Genomic DNA, 17,372 nt, shown 5'->3' with positions numbered 1-17,372 from the left:
TATATAACGACCATGGATAGAACCAGTTTGATCGCCGAATTGAACAATCGCGGCCTCAGCGACGGGACCGGGAGCGGGCCGCTGTACAAGCGCCTGGCACAAGCGCTGACGGGTCTGATCCAAGAGGGCCTGCTGAAACCGGGCACGGCACTTCCGGGCGAGCGCGACCTCGCCAGCGCACTGGAAATTGGCCGCATCACGGTCAGAACCGCCTATCGCGACCTGCTCACTTCAGGCGTCATCGAATCCCGCCACGGCAGCGGCACCTTCGTCTCGCAGCATGTGGAGCGCATCGAGCAGCCGCTCTGGCGCCTCTCCTCCTTTTCCGCAGATATGCGCTCTCGCGGCCGCGAACCGGCAGCGCGCATCCTGTCACGCACCGTCAGCGCGCCTGCGCCGGAGGAATCCTTCCTGCTCGGCCTCGGCCTTGATGAACCCGTGTTGCGGCTCGATCGACTGCGCCTGGCGGATGGCCAGCCGCTCGCCATCGAGCGCGCCGTCGTTCCCATCAAATTCCTGGGTGAGGAGGCCATTTCCGAGGGGTCGCTTTACGACGCCTTGGCCGCCAAAGGCTTCAAGCCCGTCCGCGCCCAGCAGAGGCTGACCGCCGTGACGCTCGACCCGACCTCCGCCTCGATCCTCACCGTGAAGGCCGGAGCGCCCGCGCTTCTGATCGAGCGCGTCTCCCGCCTCGCGGACCAGCGCGTCGTTGAATATACCCGCTCGCATTACCGCGGCGATGCCTATGATTTTGTTGCTGAATTGAGAATTGGAGATGACCTATGAGCGAGACCCAATCCCTGATGCTGACGGAAGCCGGCCAATCGCCTGAGGTGGTTGCAACGCTGCTTGAAAAGGAAAGGCCTGCTTTTGCCGAGATCGCGAAGCTCTTCTCGACCGGCCGTCCATCCCTGATCACGACGGCCGCGCGCGGCTCGTCCGACCACGCCGCCACCTTCTTCAAATATCTCTTCGAAATCTCCTGCGGCATCCCCGTCGCTTCCGTCGGCCCGTCGATCGCCTCCGTTTATGGCGCTCCGCTACACCTGAAGGGCGGCATTCACTTCACGGTCTCCCAATCCGGCGGCAGCCCCGATATCATCGCCATGCAGGCCGCCGCCAAGAAGGGCGGCGCCACCACGATCGCCGTCGTCAACGTCACCGACAGCCCGCTCGCCAAGGAGGCCGACATCGTGCTCGGCCTGAACGCCGGCAAGGAACAGAGCGTCGCCGCGACCAAATCCTTCATCGCCTCGGTTGCCGCCCTTGCCGGTGTCACGGCTGCAGTGTCGCAGGACAAGGCGCTGATCGATGGTCTTGCCAATTTGCCGGAAGCACTTGCTGCGACCTCGGGCATCGACGGCAAGGCGGCCGAAGATGTGCTCTTCGACGCCTCCTCGCTCTATACCGGCGGCCGCGGCCCGGCTTTCGCCATTGCGCTCGAAGCGGCTTTGAAGGCGAAGGAAACCGCCGGCCTTCATGCCGAAGCCTTTTCGCTGGCGGAGCTCATGCATGGCCCGATGCGCCTCGTGCAGCCGGGCTTCCCCATCGTCGCCTTCTCGCCCGATGATGCAGCCTTCGCCAACAATGCCCAAGCCTTGGAACGGCTTCAGAAGCTCGGCGCCACCGCCGTCTCCTTCTCGACCGCGCCGCTCGCTGGCATCAATCTGCGCATGCCAACGACAGGCAACGGCCTGCTCGACCCGCTCGTGTCGCTGCTGTGCTACTATCGCCTCATCGAGTCGGTCACCCGCCGCAAGGGCTTCGACCCGGATAAGCCGGCTAATCTTCTCAAGGTAACGGAGACCATGTGATGGACTACAAGGTCTTTACCGGCGCCCGCATCTTCGATGGCGACCGGTTTCACGAAGATAGCGCGTTAGTGATCGGCAACGGCCGTATCCATGCCATCACCGGCATCAACGATGTGCCCGATAATGCCGAAACCATTCAGCTTAAAGGCGGTGTTCTCTCTCCGGGCTTCATCGACGCGCAGGTCAACGGCGGCGGCGGCCGCATGCTGAATGACGAGCCCTCGCCCGCGTCCATGTACATGATCGCCGAGGGGCATCGCCCCTACGGCACGACGTCGGTGCTGCCGACGCTCATCACCGATGTCGCAGCCGCAACGACGGCCGCGATCGAAGCGGCCATCGAAGCCGTGAAAGCCAATCGCGGCGTCGCCGGCCTGCATCTGGAAGGCCCGCATCTGGCGCCTGCCCGCAAGGGTGCGCATCTGGCCGAATTGATGCGTCCGGTCGACGACAGCGACGTCAAGACTTTCATCCGCGCCCGCGAGGCGATCGGCACGCTGCTGGTCACCATGGCGGCCGAGCAGGTGACGGAGCGGCAGGTGCAGGCGCTTGCCGAAGGCGGCGTCATCGTCAGCATCGGTCATAGCGATTGCACGGCTGAAGCCGCCGATGCGCGCTTCGATGCCGGCGCCCGCGGCGTTACCCACCTTTTCAATGCCATGAGCCAGATGGGCCATCGTGCGCCCGGCCTCGTCGGTGCAGCGATCGACCATCCCGCCCCCTGGTGCGGCATCATCGCAGATGGTCATCACGTCGAGCCGACGGCGCTCAGGGTTGCACTGCGCGCGAAACGCGGTGAGGGTCGTCTGTTCTTCGTCACCGATGCCATGTCGCTGGTCGGCACCGACCTGCCGAGTTTCACGCTGAATGGCCGCACGGTCTATCGCACCAAGGGCGGCTATTGCTCCAAGCTGACGCTCGATGATGGTACGCTGGCGGGTTCCGATGTCGATATGGCCTCTACGATCCGCTATGGCGTCAATATTCTCGAGCTGCCGCTGGCGGAAGCTCTGCGCATGGCGACCTCCTACCCCGCCCGCTTCCTGCGGCTTGCCGATCGCGGCCATTTGGCGCCGGGAATGCGTGCCGATCTCGTTCACATAAACGACGGCATCGAAGTCACGGAAACATGGATCTCAGGTCAAGCTTCGGCCTGACACAGCATATGAGGAAGCTCGGCATGAGCGCAGTCACGGACAGCTATTTCTCCGCTCTCATTGGTCGGTTGGAGACCCTGCGCGAAACGCTGGCGGAGCCCATGTCCACAGCTTCGGCTGCTATCTGTGCCGCCGCACGCGCCGACCGCCGCGTCTATGTCTTCGGCACCGGCCACTCGCATATGCTGGCCGAAGAGGTGCATTATCGCGCCGGCGGCCTCGCCTTCACCATTCCCGTGCTCGTGGGCTCCGCCATGCTGCATGAAGGCGCCGTTATCAGTTCGGTCTATGAACGCACCGAAGGCCTTATCCGCCCGGTCTTCGAGCGCTACGGCATGCAGCCGGGTGACGTACTGATCATAGCCTCCAATTCCGGCGTCAACGCAGCACCGATCGAGGCGGCGGATTATGGCCGCGAGATCGGCGCAACGGTCATCGCCATCACGTCGCTCGCCTATTCGGCCGCCATCGCCAATGGACGCAGAAAGCTCGCCGATATCGCCGATATCGTGCTGGACAACGGCCTGCCACCCGGTGACGCGATGATAGAGCTGTCGGGAACGGAGCTGAAGGTCGGGCCGGCCTCAACAGCCGTCGGCGCGACGGTGCTGAATGCCATCTTCGCCGATGTCGCCGCCGAACTCTGTAAGGATGGCAATCCACCCGTCTACCTCAGCGCCAACATGCCAGGCGCCAAGGAAACCAATCAGAGGCTGGTCAAGAAATATAGGCCGCGCAATCCGCATCTCTAAAGCAATCAGCGAAAAAGCATCGAACCGCTTTGCGTCTGCATTGCCTGAAAGCAGCCAGATAAAGAGGCCGAGCGGTTCCCGTGAAACGCTCGGCCTCTCCTCTATCAGATATCATTGTGCTGCGGCATCTGTGGCCGAGGGCTCCTGCGCGGCTTCCGCCTGCTTGCGCCGCCTGCGCAGGACGACATAGAAGACCGGCGTCAGGAACAGGCCGAACAGCGTCACGCCGAGCATGCCGGAGAAGACGGCCGTACCGAGCGACTGACGCATTTCGGCGCCGGGACCGGTGGCGATCATCAGTGGCACGACGCCGAAGATGAAGGCGAAGGCCGTCATCAGGATCGGGCGCAGACGCAGATGACTGGCCTCGATAGCCGCCTCCACCGCACTCTTTCCCTCGGCCTGTGCCTGCCGGGCAAACTCGACGATCAGGATTGCGTTCTTGGCCGCAAGGCCGATCAGCACGATCAGCCCGATCTGCGTCAGGATATTGTTGTCCATCCCTCGCAGATACACGCCGATCAATGCCGCCAGAACCGCCAGCGGCACGATGAGGATGATCGCAAGCGGCAGGATCCAGCTTTCATACTGCGCCGACAGTGCCAGGAAGACGAAGATGACCGACAGGGCGAAGATGTAGATCGCCGTATTGCCGGTATGCTTTTCCTGATAGGCGAGTTCGGTCCATTCGAAGGTCGTGCCCGAGGGCAAGAGGTTCTTGGCCAGCCCCTCCATGGTGTCGAGTGCCGTACCCGTGGAAACCCCCGGCCCCGGATTTCCCTGCAGGGGGACCGAGACATACATGTTGTAGCGCTGGACGAGCGCCGGCCCAGTCGTATCGCGGATATCGACCAGCGTGCCGAGCGGCACGAGCGCGCCCGTTGCCGAGCGTACCTTCAGCGCCAGAATATCCTCGCGATCCATGCGATATTGCTGGTCTGCCTGCGCCCGCACCTGGTAGACGCGGCCGAAGGCGTTGAAGTCGTTGACATAGGACGTGCCGAGGTTGATCGACAGCGTCTCGAAGATATTCGGGATCGGCACATTGAGTGCGCGCGCCTTGTCACGGTCGATCGCCAGGAAATATTGCGGGCTGTTGGCGGAGAAGGTGGTGAAGACGCCGCTGACGCCCTTGTTCTGTGCGGCAACGCCCATCATCTGATAGGCGAGCGGCAGGATGCGGCGCATGTCCGGATTTTCCCGGTCCATGATCTGCATCTTGAAGCCGCCGGAATTGCCGACGCCGCGGATCGAAGGCGGCGGAATGGCGATGATGAAGGCTTCCTGGATACCTTGCAGGCTGCCGAAGAGCTGGCCGATGATCTTGGTCGCCGAATCTCCGGTTTTCAACCGTTCCTCGAATGGCTTGAACGGCGTGAAGATGACACCCGAATTCGAGGCATTGGTGAAAGTCGCACCGTTGAAGCCGGCGAAGGCGACGGCATTGGCGATACCAGGCGTCTTGCTGATGATATCGGTCGCCTTCTGGATGACGGCATTGGTGCGCGCGAGCGACGCGCCGTCAGGCAGCTGCACGACGACAATGGCATAGCCCTGGTCCATGGTTGGAACGAAGCCTTGCGGGACGATCCTGCCCATATACCAGGTTCCCGCCAGCAGCCCCGCGAAGACGAGAAGTGCACAGGCCAGCGCCGCCCAGGTTGTCACAAGGTGCCGGATGATCCACGAATAGCCGCCGCTCATCCGCTCGAAGCCGCGGTTGAACCCGTCACCCAAGGCGCGGCCGAACCGCGCGAAGACATTGTTGGATTTCTCATGACTGTGGGGGCGCAGCACGATCGCGGCGATCGCCGGCGAGAGCGTCAGCGAGTTCAGGCACGAAATCGCCGTCGCGACCGAAATCGTCACCGCAAACTGTCGGTAGAATTGGCCCGAGATGCCGGGAATGAAGGCTGTCGGCACGAAGACGGCGATCAGCACCAGCGAGATTGCCAGAACCGCCGTACCCACCTCGTTCATCGTCACATGCGACGCCTCTTTTGGCGTCATGCCGAGCGCGAGGTTTCGCTCGACATTCTCAACGACGACGATCGCGTCATCGACGACAATGCCGATGGCGAGCACCAGGCCGAACAGCGTCAGCATGTTCAGCGAGAAGCCGAAGGCGAGTAGGAAGGCGAAGGTGCCGATCAGCGATACAGGTATGGCGACGATTGGAATGATCGCCGTCCGCCAGGACTGCAGGAAGACCAGCACGACGATGGCAACGAGGATAGCTGCCTCGAAGATCGTCTTGTAGACCTCGTGGATGGATTCGGCGATGAACTCCGTTGGGTTATAGATGATGCGATATTCGAGCCCCTGCGGGAAATCCTGCGCCAGGCTTTCCATTGTCTTTTGAATATCGGCGGCGGCATCGAGCGCGTTCGTGCCGGGGCGTGCGAAGACGCCGAGCGCCACCGCCGGGCTGCCATTCAGATAGCTGTTTGTGACATAGTCCTGCGCGCCGAGTTCGATGCGAGCGACATCCTGCAGCTGCACGAGACGACCGTTGCCCGTCGCCTTCACGATGACGTAGCGGAATTGCCGTGCATCGGAAAAACGGCCCTGCGTGGTGACGGTATATTGGAAGGCGTTGGTGCCGGATACCGGTGGCCCGCCAATCGTACCGCCGGAAACCTGCACGTTCTGATCGCGAAGCGCCTGAACGATGTCGCCGGCGGTCATGCCGTAGGCGGCGAGCTTTTCCGGATCCAGCCAGATGCGCAGCGAATATTGCCGCTCGCCGAAGAGCTGGACGTCGCCGACGCCATCGAGACGAACGAGAAGATCGCGGATGCGCGTACGGGCATAGTTGGAAATATAGAGCTGGTCGTAGCGATTGTTCGGCGAGAGGAGATGCACGACCATCATAAGGTCGGGCGAGCTCTTGACCGTCGTGATGCCGATGCGGCGGACATCATCGGGCAGTCGCGGTTCGGCAATGGCGACGCGGTTCTGCACCAGCACCTGTGCCTTGTCGAGATCGGTGCCGAGCTTGAAAGTGATCGTCAGCGCCATGGAGCCGTCGGCGCTGGAATAGGAGGACATATAGAGCATGTCCTCGACGCCGTTGATTTCCTGCTCGATCGGCGTCGCCACCGTATCGGCAATGGTCTGTGCGTCGGCACCCGGATAGGAGGTACGCACGACGATGGTCGGCGGCGCGACTTCGGGATATTGCGCCACCGGCAGCTGGAAATAGGCGATGCCGCCGACGATCAGCAGCACGATGGATAGGACCGATGCAAAGATCGGCCGATCGACGAAGAAGTGGGAAAACCTCATTGGCTGGTCCCCTGTGCATCGGCCTGGGCCGGCGGCTCGTCATTCGTCGCCTGCTGCGGCAGTTCGATCAGCTGCGGCGTTACCTTGACGCCTGGGCGGATGCGTATCAGCCCGTTGACGACAATCGTCTCGTCACCGGTCATGCCGTCGCGGATGACGCGATAGCCATAGAGCTTCGGCCCGAGACGCACGGATTTCGGCGTGATGTTGCCTGCGGTATCGACGGTATAGACGACGCGCTGGTTCTGATCCGAACCGATGGCTTCATCCGGCACGAGGATCGCTTTGTAACTGTTGGACCCCTGCACCTGAACGCGTCCGAAGAGGCCAGGCTGCAGAATGAGATTAGGATTGGGAAAGCGCGCGCGAACGCGGATGGTTCCGGTCTCGTTATCGACGCGGTTTTCGGCGAAGTCGAGCTTGCCCTTGAACGGCTTCTGCTTGGAATCGGCAATCGTAACAGTCACATCGAGACCGCCGCCGCCCTGCTGCAGAGCACTGCCATTCTTACGGGCCTCGTCGGCATAGGAAAGCAGCCGGCGCTCATCGACATCGAAATAGAAGTCGATGGGATCGAGCGACACGATGGTCGTCAGCACTGTCTGATCGGCCTGCACGAGGTTGCCGACCGAGATCAGGCGCCGGTCGATACGGCCGCTGAGCGGCGCGGTAATCTTGGTGAAATCCATATCCAGATTGGCGCGATCGACCGTCGCCTGAGCACCGCGCACATTCGCCTGCGCCGAAATGAGATCGCGGCGTCGATCATCGAGCGTCGAAGCCGACTGGCTGCCCGTCGTCGATAGGGATTCCGCCCGCTTATATTGCGCATCGGCAAGCGTCAGCGACGATTTTGCCACTTCCAGCGAGGCAGTCGCCTCGTTCAGCGTGGTGATGAAGGGCCGCTGGTCGATGACAAAAAGCAGGTCTCCCTGCTTGACGATCGCGCCGTCCTGGAAATGCACCTCCTGCAGGTAACCACCGACCCGCGAGCGTACGGACACCTCATCGACCGCCTGGAAGCGCCCGATGAACTCGTCGCTGTCGACGACATCGCGAACCACAGGCTTGGCGACTGTAACAGGGGGCGCCGGCGGCGCACCTTGCGCAAGTGCCTGGGCACTGGAGAAAACGACAATAGCACAGCTCAACAAGACGGCACGCGGCAGCATCGGCATGAAGCCCCCCTTGAAAAACCGCATGCGGCAGTAGGCGCCGTCATCACGGTACGCTCACGAAATTTATCTGCAACTTTCCACGAAGAACCCGCCGCCATAGGCACAGTGAAATCAGGTCGCTTCGGACTTCCCCAACTTGCGCCACGGGCCACACGGGCCCGGGGGTATCAACCGGAGCGTGGTCCGGCAACATGCGTTTATGTATAAACGGTTTATCGGATTCGACAACAGGGAATGAACGGTCGCGACCGAGCGCAACCGATTGTTTTTACTGCATAGTAAAGACGCGCATAGGATGAGCCAATTTGAGCGTCAGCCCTCCAGCTCCTCGCGCAGCATTTCGAGCTCCAGCCATTCCTCTTCCATCTTTATCAGGCTTTCGCGCAGCTTTTCCATTTCCGCAGCAAGGCGATTGAAGGTTGCGGGATCCTTGGAAAAGAGGTTCGGATCGGCCATTTTCTTTTCGCGGACGGCAATTTCGGCTTCCGCCTTCGCCATTTCCTTCGGCAGGTTTTCGAGCGCAAATTTCTGTTTGTAAGAAAGCTTGCCCTTTCCCTTCGAGCTCTCGCCGGCCGGCACCGAAGCTTCGGTCGATTTCGGCTTTTCGGCTGCTTTTTCTGCCCGCCTGCGCTCCTCAATCGCCCCCTTGCGCTGAGCGAGCATGTCGGAATAGCCGCCGGCATATTCGATCCAGCGCCCGTCAGGCTCTTCCGGATCGGCGGGCGCAATCGTCGAGGTCACGGTACGGTCGAGGAAATCGCGGTCGTGGCTGACGAGGATGACCGTGCCGGCGAAACCGGAGACGATTTCCTGCAGCAGGTCGAGCGTCTCGATGTCGAGATCGTTCGTCGGTTCGTCGAGGATCAAAAGATTGGTCGGTCGCGATAGGATACGGGCCAACATCAACCGGGCGCGCTCGCCGCCGGAAAGATTCTTGATCGGAGTGCGCGCCTGCTCCGGCTGGAACAGGAATTCCTTCATATAGCCGGTCACATGCCGCTGCTCGCCATTGACGAGCAGGTTCTCGCCGCGACCGTCGGTCAGATAGTTGGCGAGCGTATCTTCCGGGTTCAGCTCCTCGCGCTTCTGGTCGAGCGTGGCGATTTCCAGATTGGTGCCGAGCTTTACAGTGCCGCTATCCGGCTCCAGCTGCCCGGTCAGCATCTTCAGAAGCGTCGTCTTGCCGGCGCCGTTCGGGCCGACAAGGCCGATGCAATCGCCGCGATGCACGCGGATCGAGAACGGCGCGACGATGAGCCGCTCATTATAGGACTTGGTGATCTTGTCCGCCTCGATCACCAGCTTGCCGCTTTCCTGCGCATCGGAAGCTGCCGCCTGTACCGTGCCCAAAGCGCCTTTGTGACCGCGATAGCGCGAGCGCATATCCTGCAATTCGCCAAGCCGGCGCATGTTGCGCTTGCGCCGCGCCGTCACGCCGTAGCGCAGCCAGTGCTCTTCGCGCTCGATCTGCTTGCCGAGCTTGTGCTGCTCCAGCTCTTCGGCCTCCAGCACCTGGTCGCGCCAGGCTTCGAAATGGCCAAAGCCCCTGTCCAGACGACGCGAAGTGCCGCGATCGAGCCAGACGGTCGCGGTCGAAACCTTCTCGAGGAAACGACGGTCGTGCGAGATCAGCACCAGCGCGCTGCGGCTCTTCTGCAGCTCGCCTTCCAGCCATTCGATGGTCGGCAAGTCCAAATGGTTCGTCGGCTCATCGAGCAGCAGGATATCCGGTTCGGGCGCCAGAACGCGCGCCAGTGCCGCGCGGCGCGCTTCCCCGCCGGAAAGGTTCTTCGGATCTTCCTCCCCGGTCAGACCGAGATGGGAGAGCAGATAGGTGACGCGATAGGGATCATCGCCAGGCCCGAGACCGGCCTCGGCATAGGCAGCCACCGTCTTGTAATCGGCAAAATCGGGTGCCTGCTCGAGATAGCGCACGGTTGACGACGGATGACGGAAGACCTCGCCCGACTGCGCCTCGACAAGGCCGGCGGCGATCTTCAGGAGCGTCGACTTGCCGGAACCGTTGCGTCCGACAAGGCAGATCTTGTCGCCCGGCTCCACCTGCAGGCCGGCACCGGCGAGCAAGGGCGCACCGCCGAAGCTCAGAAAGATGTCGTCGAGTTTCAGAATGGGAGGGGCCAAGATCAGACTCCGGAAAGGTCATAAGGGCGGGCAAGAACAATGGCCCTGCCGGTGCCGAGCGAAAAGCGCACATCGCCTTCCGCCACGTTGGAAATGGTGCGCGATGCGCCGAAGGGCAAATGAAAATCGCGCAAGGGGTAACGGGCATTGTCGATGAAAAGGCCCGTCAGATCGCTGAAACCAAGAACGGAGAACAACGAGCCCGATGGTAGCGCCAGCGTGAGTTCGCCTGGCGGAAGCGGCACCGCCTCCTCGTCACCCGACGTCAGCAGCACGTCGAAGCCTTTTTCGGCGAGCTGGATACCATAAAGCAGGTGCTGGATCGCATGGTCGGAGCGTTCGCCGCCCATGGCACCCGCCAGGATCAGCCTCGTGGCGCCGCGATCGATCGCTTCCGAGACGGCGATCTCACCGTCGGTTGCAGCCTTCGCCGCCGGATAGGGCTGCCTGGGCACATTCGGAAAGGCCCCCTGCAGATCGGCAGGCGTGGAATCAAAATCGCCGACCCACAGCTCCGGTTCCACCCCAATCGCGAGGGCATGGCGCATGCCGCCGTCGGCCGCCATGAAGCGGCTGCCGGAAACCGCAGCGCGCAATCGCTCCGTCAGGCGAAGCTCGCCGCCGAGCAGGATGGTGAAGGTAGTGGACTGGCTCATGAGGCAAGCCCATAGCGCAAAGTCATATCTCTAGGGAAGAGCGCCGTTACCGGAACGGTGCCGCCGAGCCGATCATTCGGTCGTTTCCTTCATGGCGGCCTGGACGACACGTTCATAGCCGCTGACATAACGATCGAACAGAAACGAAAAGCTCTCGATGTCTTCGGGCGACCAATCGGCAAAGATGCTTCCGATAACGGCGTATTTCTGCACCTGGATTTCCGATAGCAAGCGCTGCCCGAGTGCGGTCAGCACCACGACGATACGCCGCGCATCCGCCTGCGATGCCTTACGGCGCAACACACCGCGCGCCACCATGTCGGCAGTGATGCGGCTCGCGCGCGATGGATCGATGCGCAAGAGCTCGGCAATCGTGCCAACGGTCACTTCTCCCGTATCTTCCGCCCGCCGCACGACATCGAGCACATCGAGATGCGAAAGCTCAAGCCCCGGGGCCACGTGTTGAATGGCGAGCCTGCCGATCATGCGGCGGCCGGTCAGCAAGCGCATGCGCATCATCGCCTGACCGATGCGCAGAAACTTCTCGTCTTCGGCCAGCGTCGGAACTTCGATATCTTTTGTATTCGGCGCAGATGTCATCCCTAAAGCATAGCAGAGGTCGGGACGAAACAAAACATGCAAATGGCATTCACCTGCCATTGACAATTATATGCTAATAGCACATATATTCACTCATGAAGACCGGGCGTCCCGCGCATTCGTTCGATAGCGCAGCGTTCCGGCCCAGTTCGGGTTCTTGCTCCATGGACATGCAGACAAGCTTCACACCGCTCGTGGCGGATCACAAACGGCGGCTTATTCTTTTCCTCTTTCTGATGACTGCCATGTTCATGGCAACGCTCGACAACCAGATCGTCTCAACGGCACTGCCGACGATCGTCGGCGAGTTCGGGCATCTCGATCGCTTCGGCTGGATCGGCTCAGCCTATCTTCTCTCGCTGTCCGCCGTCATGCCCGTCTACGGCAAGCTCGGCGATCTCTTCGGCCGCAAATATGTGATGATGACGGCGATCGCGATCTTCACGGTCGGCTCTGCCGTCTGTGGCTTGGCCGTCTCGATGGATACGCTGATCGCCGCCCGCGTCCTTCAAGGCTTCGGCGGTGGCGGCATCATGGTCTCGATCTTTGCTGTCAACGCCGATCTCTTCGAGCCGCGCGAGCGTGCGCGCTACCAGAGCTATTCGAGCCTCGTGCTGATGGCGTCGGGTGCCATCGGCCCCGTTCTCGGCGGCACGATGAGCGATCTTTTCGGCTGGCGTTCGATCTTCCTCGTCAACGTGCCGATCGGCTTCATCGTGCTTGCCGGCCTCGCCTTCATGCTGCCCTACCGCAAGCCTGCCCGCCGTCCGAAGATCGATTATGCCGGCGCCATCGTCCTTGCCCTGACGACGACAAGCATTGTGCTTGCTGCCGACGGAAGCGAACTCTTCGGGTCGCTGCTATCGCCGCAATGCCTCGGTATTATTGCCTTCGGGGTAATCTGCGCCATTGCCTGGGTCTTCATCGAGCGCCGCGCACCCGAGCCGATTGTGCCGATGACGCTGTTCCGCAATCCGACATTCGGCCTTCTGCTGATCCTCTCGATCACCAGCGGCGCCGTCGCCATCGGCATGGTCAATTACTTCGCGCTCTTCCTGCAGACGACGACAGGCCTTTCTCCCTCCATGGCCGGGCTGCTGTTCATTCTCCTGACCGGCGGCATCGTCTGCGGCTCGCTCTCCGCCGGCCGGCTGATCGCGGCCAAAGGCCGTTACAAGCCCTTTGCCGTCGCCAGCGCCACCTGCAGCACCATCGCATTCGCTTCGCTCGCCTTCGTCCATGCCGGCACGCCCATCGTCCTCATTGGCGGCCTGATGCTGCTGCACGGCATCGGCATCGGCCTTGCCCAGCAGGTGCCCGTTATCGGCGTACAGAATGCAGCGGCTGCCCGCGACGTCGGCGCTGCGACCGGCGCCGTCACGCTGTCGCGCATGGGCGGTGCCTCCATTGCCATCTCCATCTACGGCGCCATCATCGCCGCCAAACTCGGCAATGTCGGCGTCTCCATATCCGGCGTACCAAACATCGAGGAGCTGACGCCGAAGATGATGGCCGCCTTGCCCGAGATAACCCGCGAGGCCGTCGCCAACGCCTATGCGAGCGCCTTCAGTCCGTTGTTCATGACGGCAGCCGGCATCTGCATGCTTGGTCTCCTGACCTCGCTGACGCTGAAGAATGTGCAGCTCCCGGGTGCCGCGAAGAAATTCGAAAGCCCGGCGGTCGCGGAGGCTGCCGAGTAAATCCTTCATGCTGCAATCGACAAGGGAATCATTTCCCTTGTCATCCCTCCGTCACAAGGCTAAATCTGCCGACGCTCTAACGGGGTGCCTTATGTCCTTCAGGACATTTGGCTGAGAGGCTTTCACCGGCCAACCCGCGGAACCTGATCCGGCTAACACCGGCGGAGGGATTAGACGCGTGACGAAATCATAGCGCCCTTTCCCCTTCAGACGAAACCCAGAGCATGATGCCGAAAAACGGAAACGGTTTTCGGACGACATCATGCCCTAATTATTTGATTTTAGAGCGGATTCAGATTTTAGGTCGGTAGACCTGGAATCATCCGGCTCTAGGAGGAGGCGCGACCATGCACAACCGTTCGCTATTGTCATTCTTCGCCGGCCTGGCCCTTGCCGCCGGAACGACCCTTTTTGCCGCGCAGCCTGCCGCTGCAGCCGACAAGACCCTGACCATCTACACCTATGAGAGCTTCACCGCCGACTGGGGTCCTGGCGCCAAGGTCAAGGCCGCCTTCGAAAAGACCTGCGGCTGCACGGTCAATTACGTCGCCGTCACCGATGGCGTTGCACTTCTCTCCCGGCTTAAGCTGGAAGGAACGGGCACCAAGGCCGATGTCGTTCTCGGCCTCGACACCAATCTTATCGACGAAGCCAAGGATACCGGCCTCTTCGACGCAAGCGGCGTCGACACCTCGGCCCTCAAGGTTCCCGGCGGTTTCAAGGACGACGTCTTCGTGCCCTACGACTACGGCCATTTCGCCGTGATCTATGACAGCCAGACGGTCAAGAACCCGCCCAAGAGCATGAAGGATCTCGTCGAGGGCGATCCCGCGCAGAAGATCGTCATCGAGGATCCGCGCACCTCGACGCCGGGTCTCGGCCTGCTGCTCTGGGTAAAGTCGATCTATGGCGACAAATCCGCCGATGCCTGGGCGAAGCTCAAAGGCCGCATCCTGACGGTCACCCCCGGCTGGTCGGAAGCCTATGATCTCTTCACCAAGGGCGAAGCGCCGATGGTGCTCTCCTACACGACGTCGCCGGCCTATCACATGATCGAAGACAAGACCGATCGCTATCGGGCCGCCGCCTTCTCGGAAGGGCATTACATTCAGATCGAGGTCGCCGGCCTCCTAAAGTCCTCGCCGAACAAGGAACTTGCCCGCGATTTCCTGAAATTCATGATCTCCACCGGCTTCCAGGACATCATTCCGACAAGCAACTGGATGATGCCGGCCGCCGCCACTTCCGAGCCGCTGCCGGATGCCTTCAGCAAGCTCGTCGTGCCGTCGAAGACCTTCCTGATGAGCCCTGCCGACGTCGACAAGAACCGTAAAGCCTGGATCGACGAATGGCTGACCGCCACCAGCGGCAACTGATGCCTTGATCATACTCACGGCACCCGAGCGAAGGCGCGCTATTTCCGGCGGGGCGTTCAGCCTCGGCAGCATTGCGCTCTTCGTCGGGATCGCCGTTCTTGTTCTCCTCTCCGCCGGCATCGAATCCGGCGGCGACACCTCGCTCACAGACCCATATCTGCTGCGCATCCTGCGCTTCACACTGCTGCAGGCGGTGCTTTCGACACTGCTCTCCATTGTGCTCGCCATTCCGGTCGCCCGCGCATTGGCGCGCCAGCCGCGCTTTCCCGGCCGGCTGTGGCTGATCCGGCTGATGGCCGTGCCGATGGGCCTGCCGGTGCTGATCGGTGCACTCGGCCTGCTCGGCATATGGGGCCGGCAGGGCCTCATCAATCAGGCGCTATCAGCACTCGGCCTGTCGCAGCCCGTCAGCATCTATGGCCTGGCCGGTATCCTGCTTGCGCATGTCTTCTTCAACATGCCGCTCGCCTGCCGGCTTATGCTGGCCGGACTGGAGCGTGTGCCAGCGGAATATTGGCTCGTGGCCGGCGGACTCGGCATGCGGCCCATCTCGGTCTTCCGCTTCATCGAATGGCCTATCCTGCGCGGCCTCATTCCCGGCATCGCCGGCCTGATCTTCATGCTCTGCGCCACCAGCTTCACGCTTGTCCTGATCCTCGGCGGCGGTCCGGCCGCAACGACGCTGGAAGTGGCGATCTACCAGGCGCTCCGCTTCGATTTCGATCCTGGCCGCGCCGTAATGCTGTCGCTGCTGCAGATCGTCGTCACCCTCCTTGTGCTTGGCGCCATGACGCTGTTTCGCGCTCCCGACGATCATGGCCTCACCGGCGGGCGAGCGCTGCGCCGCATCGATGGACAGGGCATGGCTGCGCGATGCATCGATGCTGCGCTACTGGCGGCCGCGACGCTCTTTCTGGGCATGCCGCTCGCCTCGGTCGTCGTGACCGGCCTCGCGGCCAATCTTTTCAAGCTCGTCTCCCAGCCGATCTTCCTGCAGGCGGCAGTCACAAGTCTTGCAATCGCGCTTGCTGCGGGCCTTCTGGCCGTGCTGGCATCCTTCGCGATCATTCGCGCCCGCTCGGTGATATCGGCCGATCGCCGAAAGTCCCTCGGTCCACGCAGCCTCGCGCTCGCATTAGGCGCAAGCTCCTCCCTCATCCTACTGGTGCCACCGATCGTGCTGGCAACCGGCTGGTTCCTGGCACTCAGGCCATTTGGCGATCCCAGCCGCTTTGCCGCCGTCCTCATCATTGTCATCAATGCGCTGATGGCGCTGCCCTTCGTCATGCGCGTCATCGAGCCGGCCTATACGGTCCATGTCAGCCGCACCGGGCGGCTGGCGGCAAGCCTCGGCCTTCACGGCATTGCGCGCCTGCGCATGGTCGATTGGCCGGGTCTGCGCAAACCGCTCTTCACGGCGCTCTCCTTCGCCATGGCCCTGTCGCTCGGCGATCTCGGCGCAGTCGCGCTCTTCGGCTCCGACAGTCTGATGACCCTGCCCTGGCTGGTCTACAGCAAGCTCGGCAGCTACCGCACCAACGACGCCGACGGATATGCCTTGATCCTCGGCATGGTATGCCTTCTCCTGACCATAGCCGGAACCGCGGGCCAGGGCGCGCCGGATGACGAAAGCAGGCGAAATGACTGACGGCAGCACCATGACGGCAGAAGGCATCAGCATGGAAGGGGTCGAACTGCGCCTCGGCACGCATGACTTCCGCTTCGATTGCGCATTGCCGCAGGGCAAGATCATCGCCATTGCCGGACCCTCGGGATCGGGCAAATCGACCTTCCTCAATTTGCTGGCAGGCTTCGAACAACCTGACCGCGGCCGCATCCTGCTCGCAGGACAGGACGTGAGCGGCCAGCATCCCGCCGAACGGCCGGTGTCTCTCGTTTTCCAGGACAACAACCTCTTCGCTCATCTCGATCTCTTCACCAATGTCGGCCTTGGCATCAGCCCGTCATTGAGGCTTTCGAAGGAGGATCGGCAAAAGGTCTCGGAGGCCTTGGCGCGGGTCGGACTAGCCGGTTTTGAAAAGCGCAAGCCGGGAACGCTTTCCGGCGGCGAGCGCCAGCGCGCCGCTTTCGCTCGGGCTCTGGTGCGCGACAAGCCAATCCTGTTGCTGGACGAGCCTTTCGCCGCGCTCGATCCCGGCCTGCGCTCCGGCATGGTCGAACTTCTGAAAACTCTGCATCGCGAAACCGGCAATACGGTGCTGATCGTCTCGCATGACCCGGCCGAAGTGCGGCGCCTTGCCGACCACGCCGTCTTCATCGACGGCGGCACGATCAAGCTGACCGCGCCCATCGAAACCTTCCTGCAAGCGGACGGGATTCCGGCATTGACCACATTTCTGCAACATTGATTGTGTCATGGCAGCTTGCCGCCGGCTTTGCCTTAATTTCGTCTAGCGAAGCGGCTGAAAGTCCTCGGAAATGCTTGCTAAAATACAACGCTGCCACATTTAAACGGAGTCTCGCTATGCAACCGGTGCCAAAATCGGCTACAGCAAGAGGTGGAAGCCGTCCGGGTAACGGCAGATCGATGGGGGCGAAAACAACCTCTATTGGCGCACGACCATGATCGGCCCGGTAAGGATCAACCGGATTTGGCGCCGAGCCGGCATGACAGCGAAATGAGTAGGATGCAGGTCCTGAAGCAGAGCAAGCGAGCAGAACGAAGGATCGATGCGACCGTCGCAGCCC

General features: G+C 61.9%; 13 protein-coding genes and 1 riboswitch. Of the genes, 8 read left to right on the top strand and 5 right to left on the bottom strand.

Features of this window, described 5'->3' with window-relative positions; genetic code table 11:
• Window positions 1-12 precede the first annotated feature (12 nt).
• Genes AC13QE_RS16590 through AC13QE_RS16575 form a run of 4 tightly spaced genes read left to right on the top strand, consistent with a single transcriptional unit; the run spans window position 13 to window position 3,723 of the window.
• Window positions 13-786: a GntR family transcriptional regulator gene (locus tag AC13QE_RS16590; protein ID WP_132719890.1), complete on the top strand. Its 774-nt coding sequence runs from the start codon at window positions 13-15 to the stop codon at window positions 784-786.
• Window positions 783-1,814, top strand: a complete 1,032-nt coding sequence (locus AC13QE_RS16585; RefSeq protein ID WP_488484474.1) for an SIS domain-containing protein — start codon at window positions 783-785, stop codon at window positions 1,812-1,814. The genes AC13QE_RS16590 and AC13QE_RS16585 overlap by 4 nt, the downstream gene beginning before the upstream one ends.
• The gene (nagA, locus tag AC13QE_RS16580) at window positions 1,814-2,971 is read left to right on the top strand and encodes an N-acetylglucosamine-6-phosphate deacetylase (RefSeq protein ID WP_488484473.1); all 1,158 of its coding nucleotides are present in this window, start codon (window positions 1,814-1,816) and stop codon (window positions 2,969-2,971) included. Before AC13QE_RS16585 ends, nagA begins: the two co-directional genes overlap by 1 nt.
• 23 nt (window positions 2,972-2,994) lie before the next feature.
• Window positions 2,995-3,723: an SIS domain-containing protein gene (locus tag AC13QE_RS16575; protein WP_488484472.1), complete on the top strand. Its 729-nt coding sequence runs from the start codon at window positions 2,995-2,997 to the stop codon at window positions 3,721-3,723.
• Between the two features lie 111 nt (window positions 3,724-3,834).
• On the opposite strand, the gene AC13QE_RS16570 is transcribed toward AC13QE_RS16575, so the two are convergent.
• The 5 genes from AC13QE_RS16570 to AC13QE_RS16550 form a co-directional block, all read right to left on the bottom strand.
• Entirely contained in the window at window positions 3,835-7,011 is a 3,177-nt protein-coding gene (locus tag AC13QE_RS16570; protein ID WP_488484471.1) for an efflux RND transporter permease subunit, read from the bottom strand.
• Window positions 7,008-8,183: an efflux RND transporter periplasmic adaptor subunit gene (locus tag AC13QE_RS16565; protein WP_488484578.1), complete on the bottom strand. Its 1,176-nt coding sequence runs from the start codon at window positions 8,181-8,183 to the stop codon at window positions 7,008-7,010. Before AC13QE_RS16565 ends, AC13QE_RS16570 begins: the two co-directional genes overlap by 4 nt.
• Before the next feature lie 318 nt (window positions 8,184-8,501).
• Complete coding sequence (locus AC13QE_RS16560) at window positions 8,502-10,331, bottom strand: ABC-F family ATP-binding cassette domain-containing protein (RefSeq protein WP_488484470.1); 1,830 nt, start codon at window positions 10,329-10,331, stop codon at window positions 8,502-8,504.
• Window positions 10,332-10,333: 2 nt separating this feature from the next.
• A complete protein-coding gene (locus tag AC13QE_RS16555; RefSeq protein ID WP_488484469.1) occupies window positions 10,334-10,987 on the bottom strand; it encodes a thiamine diphosphokinase in 654 nt (217 codons plus the stop codon).
• Window positions 10,988-11,059: 72 nt separating this feature from the next.
• Window positions 11,060-11,587: a MarR family winged helix-turn-helix transcriptional regulator gene (locus AC13QE_RS16550; protein ID WP_112410964.1), complete on the bottom strand. Its 528-nt coding sequence runs from the start codon at window positions 11,585-11,587 to the stop codon at window positions 11,060-11,062.
• Between the two features lie 164 nt (window positions 11,588-11,751).
• Here AC13QE_RS16550 and AC13QE_RS16545 point away from each other — a divergent pair, with 164 nt between their 5' ends.
• The 4 genes from AC13QE_RS16545 to AC13QE_RS16530 all read left to right on the top strand — a co-directional run bounded on the left by AC13QE_RS16545 (window position 11,752) and on the right by AC13QE_RS16530 (window position 17,032).
• Window positions 11,752-13,287 carry an MDR family MFS transporter gene (locus AC13QE_RS16545; RefSeq protein ID WP_488484468.1) on the top strand — a complete coding sequence of 512 codons (1,536 nt, stop codon included), beginning with the start codon at window positions 11,752-11,754 and terminating at the stop codon, window positions 13,285-13,287.
• Between the two features lie 70 nt (window positions 13,288-13,357).
• Window positions 13,358-13,474, top strand: a riboswitch (TPP riboswitch).
• A gap of 160 nt (window positions 13,475-13,634) precedes the next feature.
• Window positions 13,635-14,663 (top strand): thiamine ABC transporter substrate binding subunit, encoded by a 1,029-nt coding sequence (gene thiB, locus AC13QE_RS16540; protein WP_488484467.1) that lies wholly within the window; start codon window positions 13,635-13,637, stop codon window positions 14,661-14,663.
• 7 nt (window positions 14,664-14,670) lie between these two features.
• Window positions 14,671-16,311, top strand: coding sequence for a thiamine/thiamine pyrophosphate ABC transporter permease ThiP (gene thiP, locus AC13QE_RS16535; protein WP_488484577.1), 1,641 nt, complete (start codon window positions 14,671-14,673; stop codon window positions 16,309-16,311).
• Complete coding sequence (locus tag AC13QE_RS16530; RefSeq protein WP_488484466.1) at window positions 16,304-17,032, top strand: thiamine ABC transporter ATP-binding protein; 729 nt, start codon at window positions 16,304-16,306, stop codon at window positions 17,030-17,032. Before thiP ends, AC13QE_RS16530 begins: the two co-directional genes overlap by 8 nt.
• The last annotated feature ends 340 nt before the right edge of the window (window positions 17,033-17,372 follow it).

This window comes from Martinezella sp. CNPSo 3957 (genome assembly GCF_057784395.1).
This window is presented reverse-complemented; position numbering and strand designations above follow the sequence as displayed.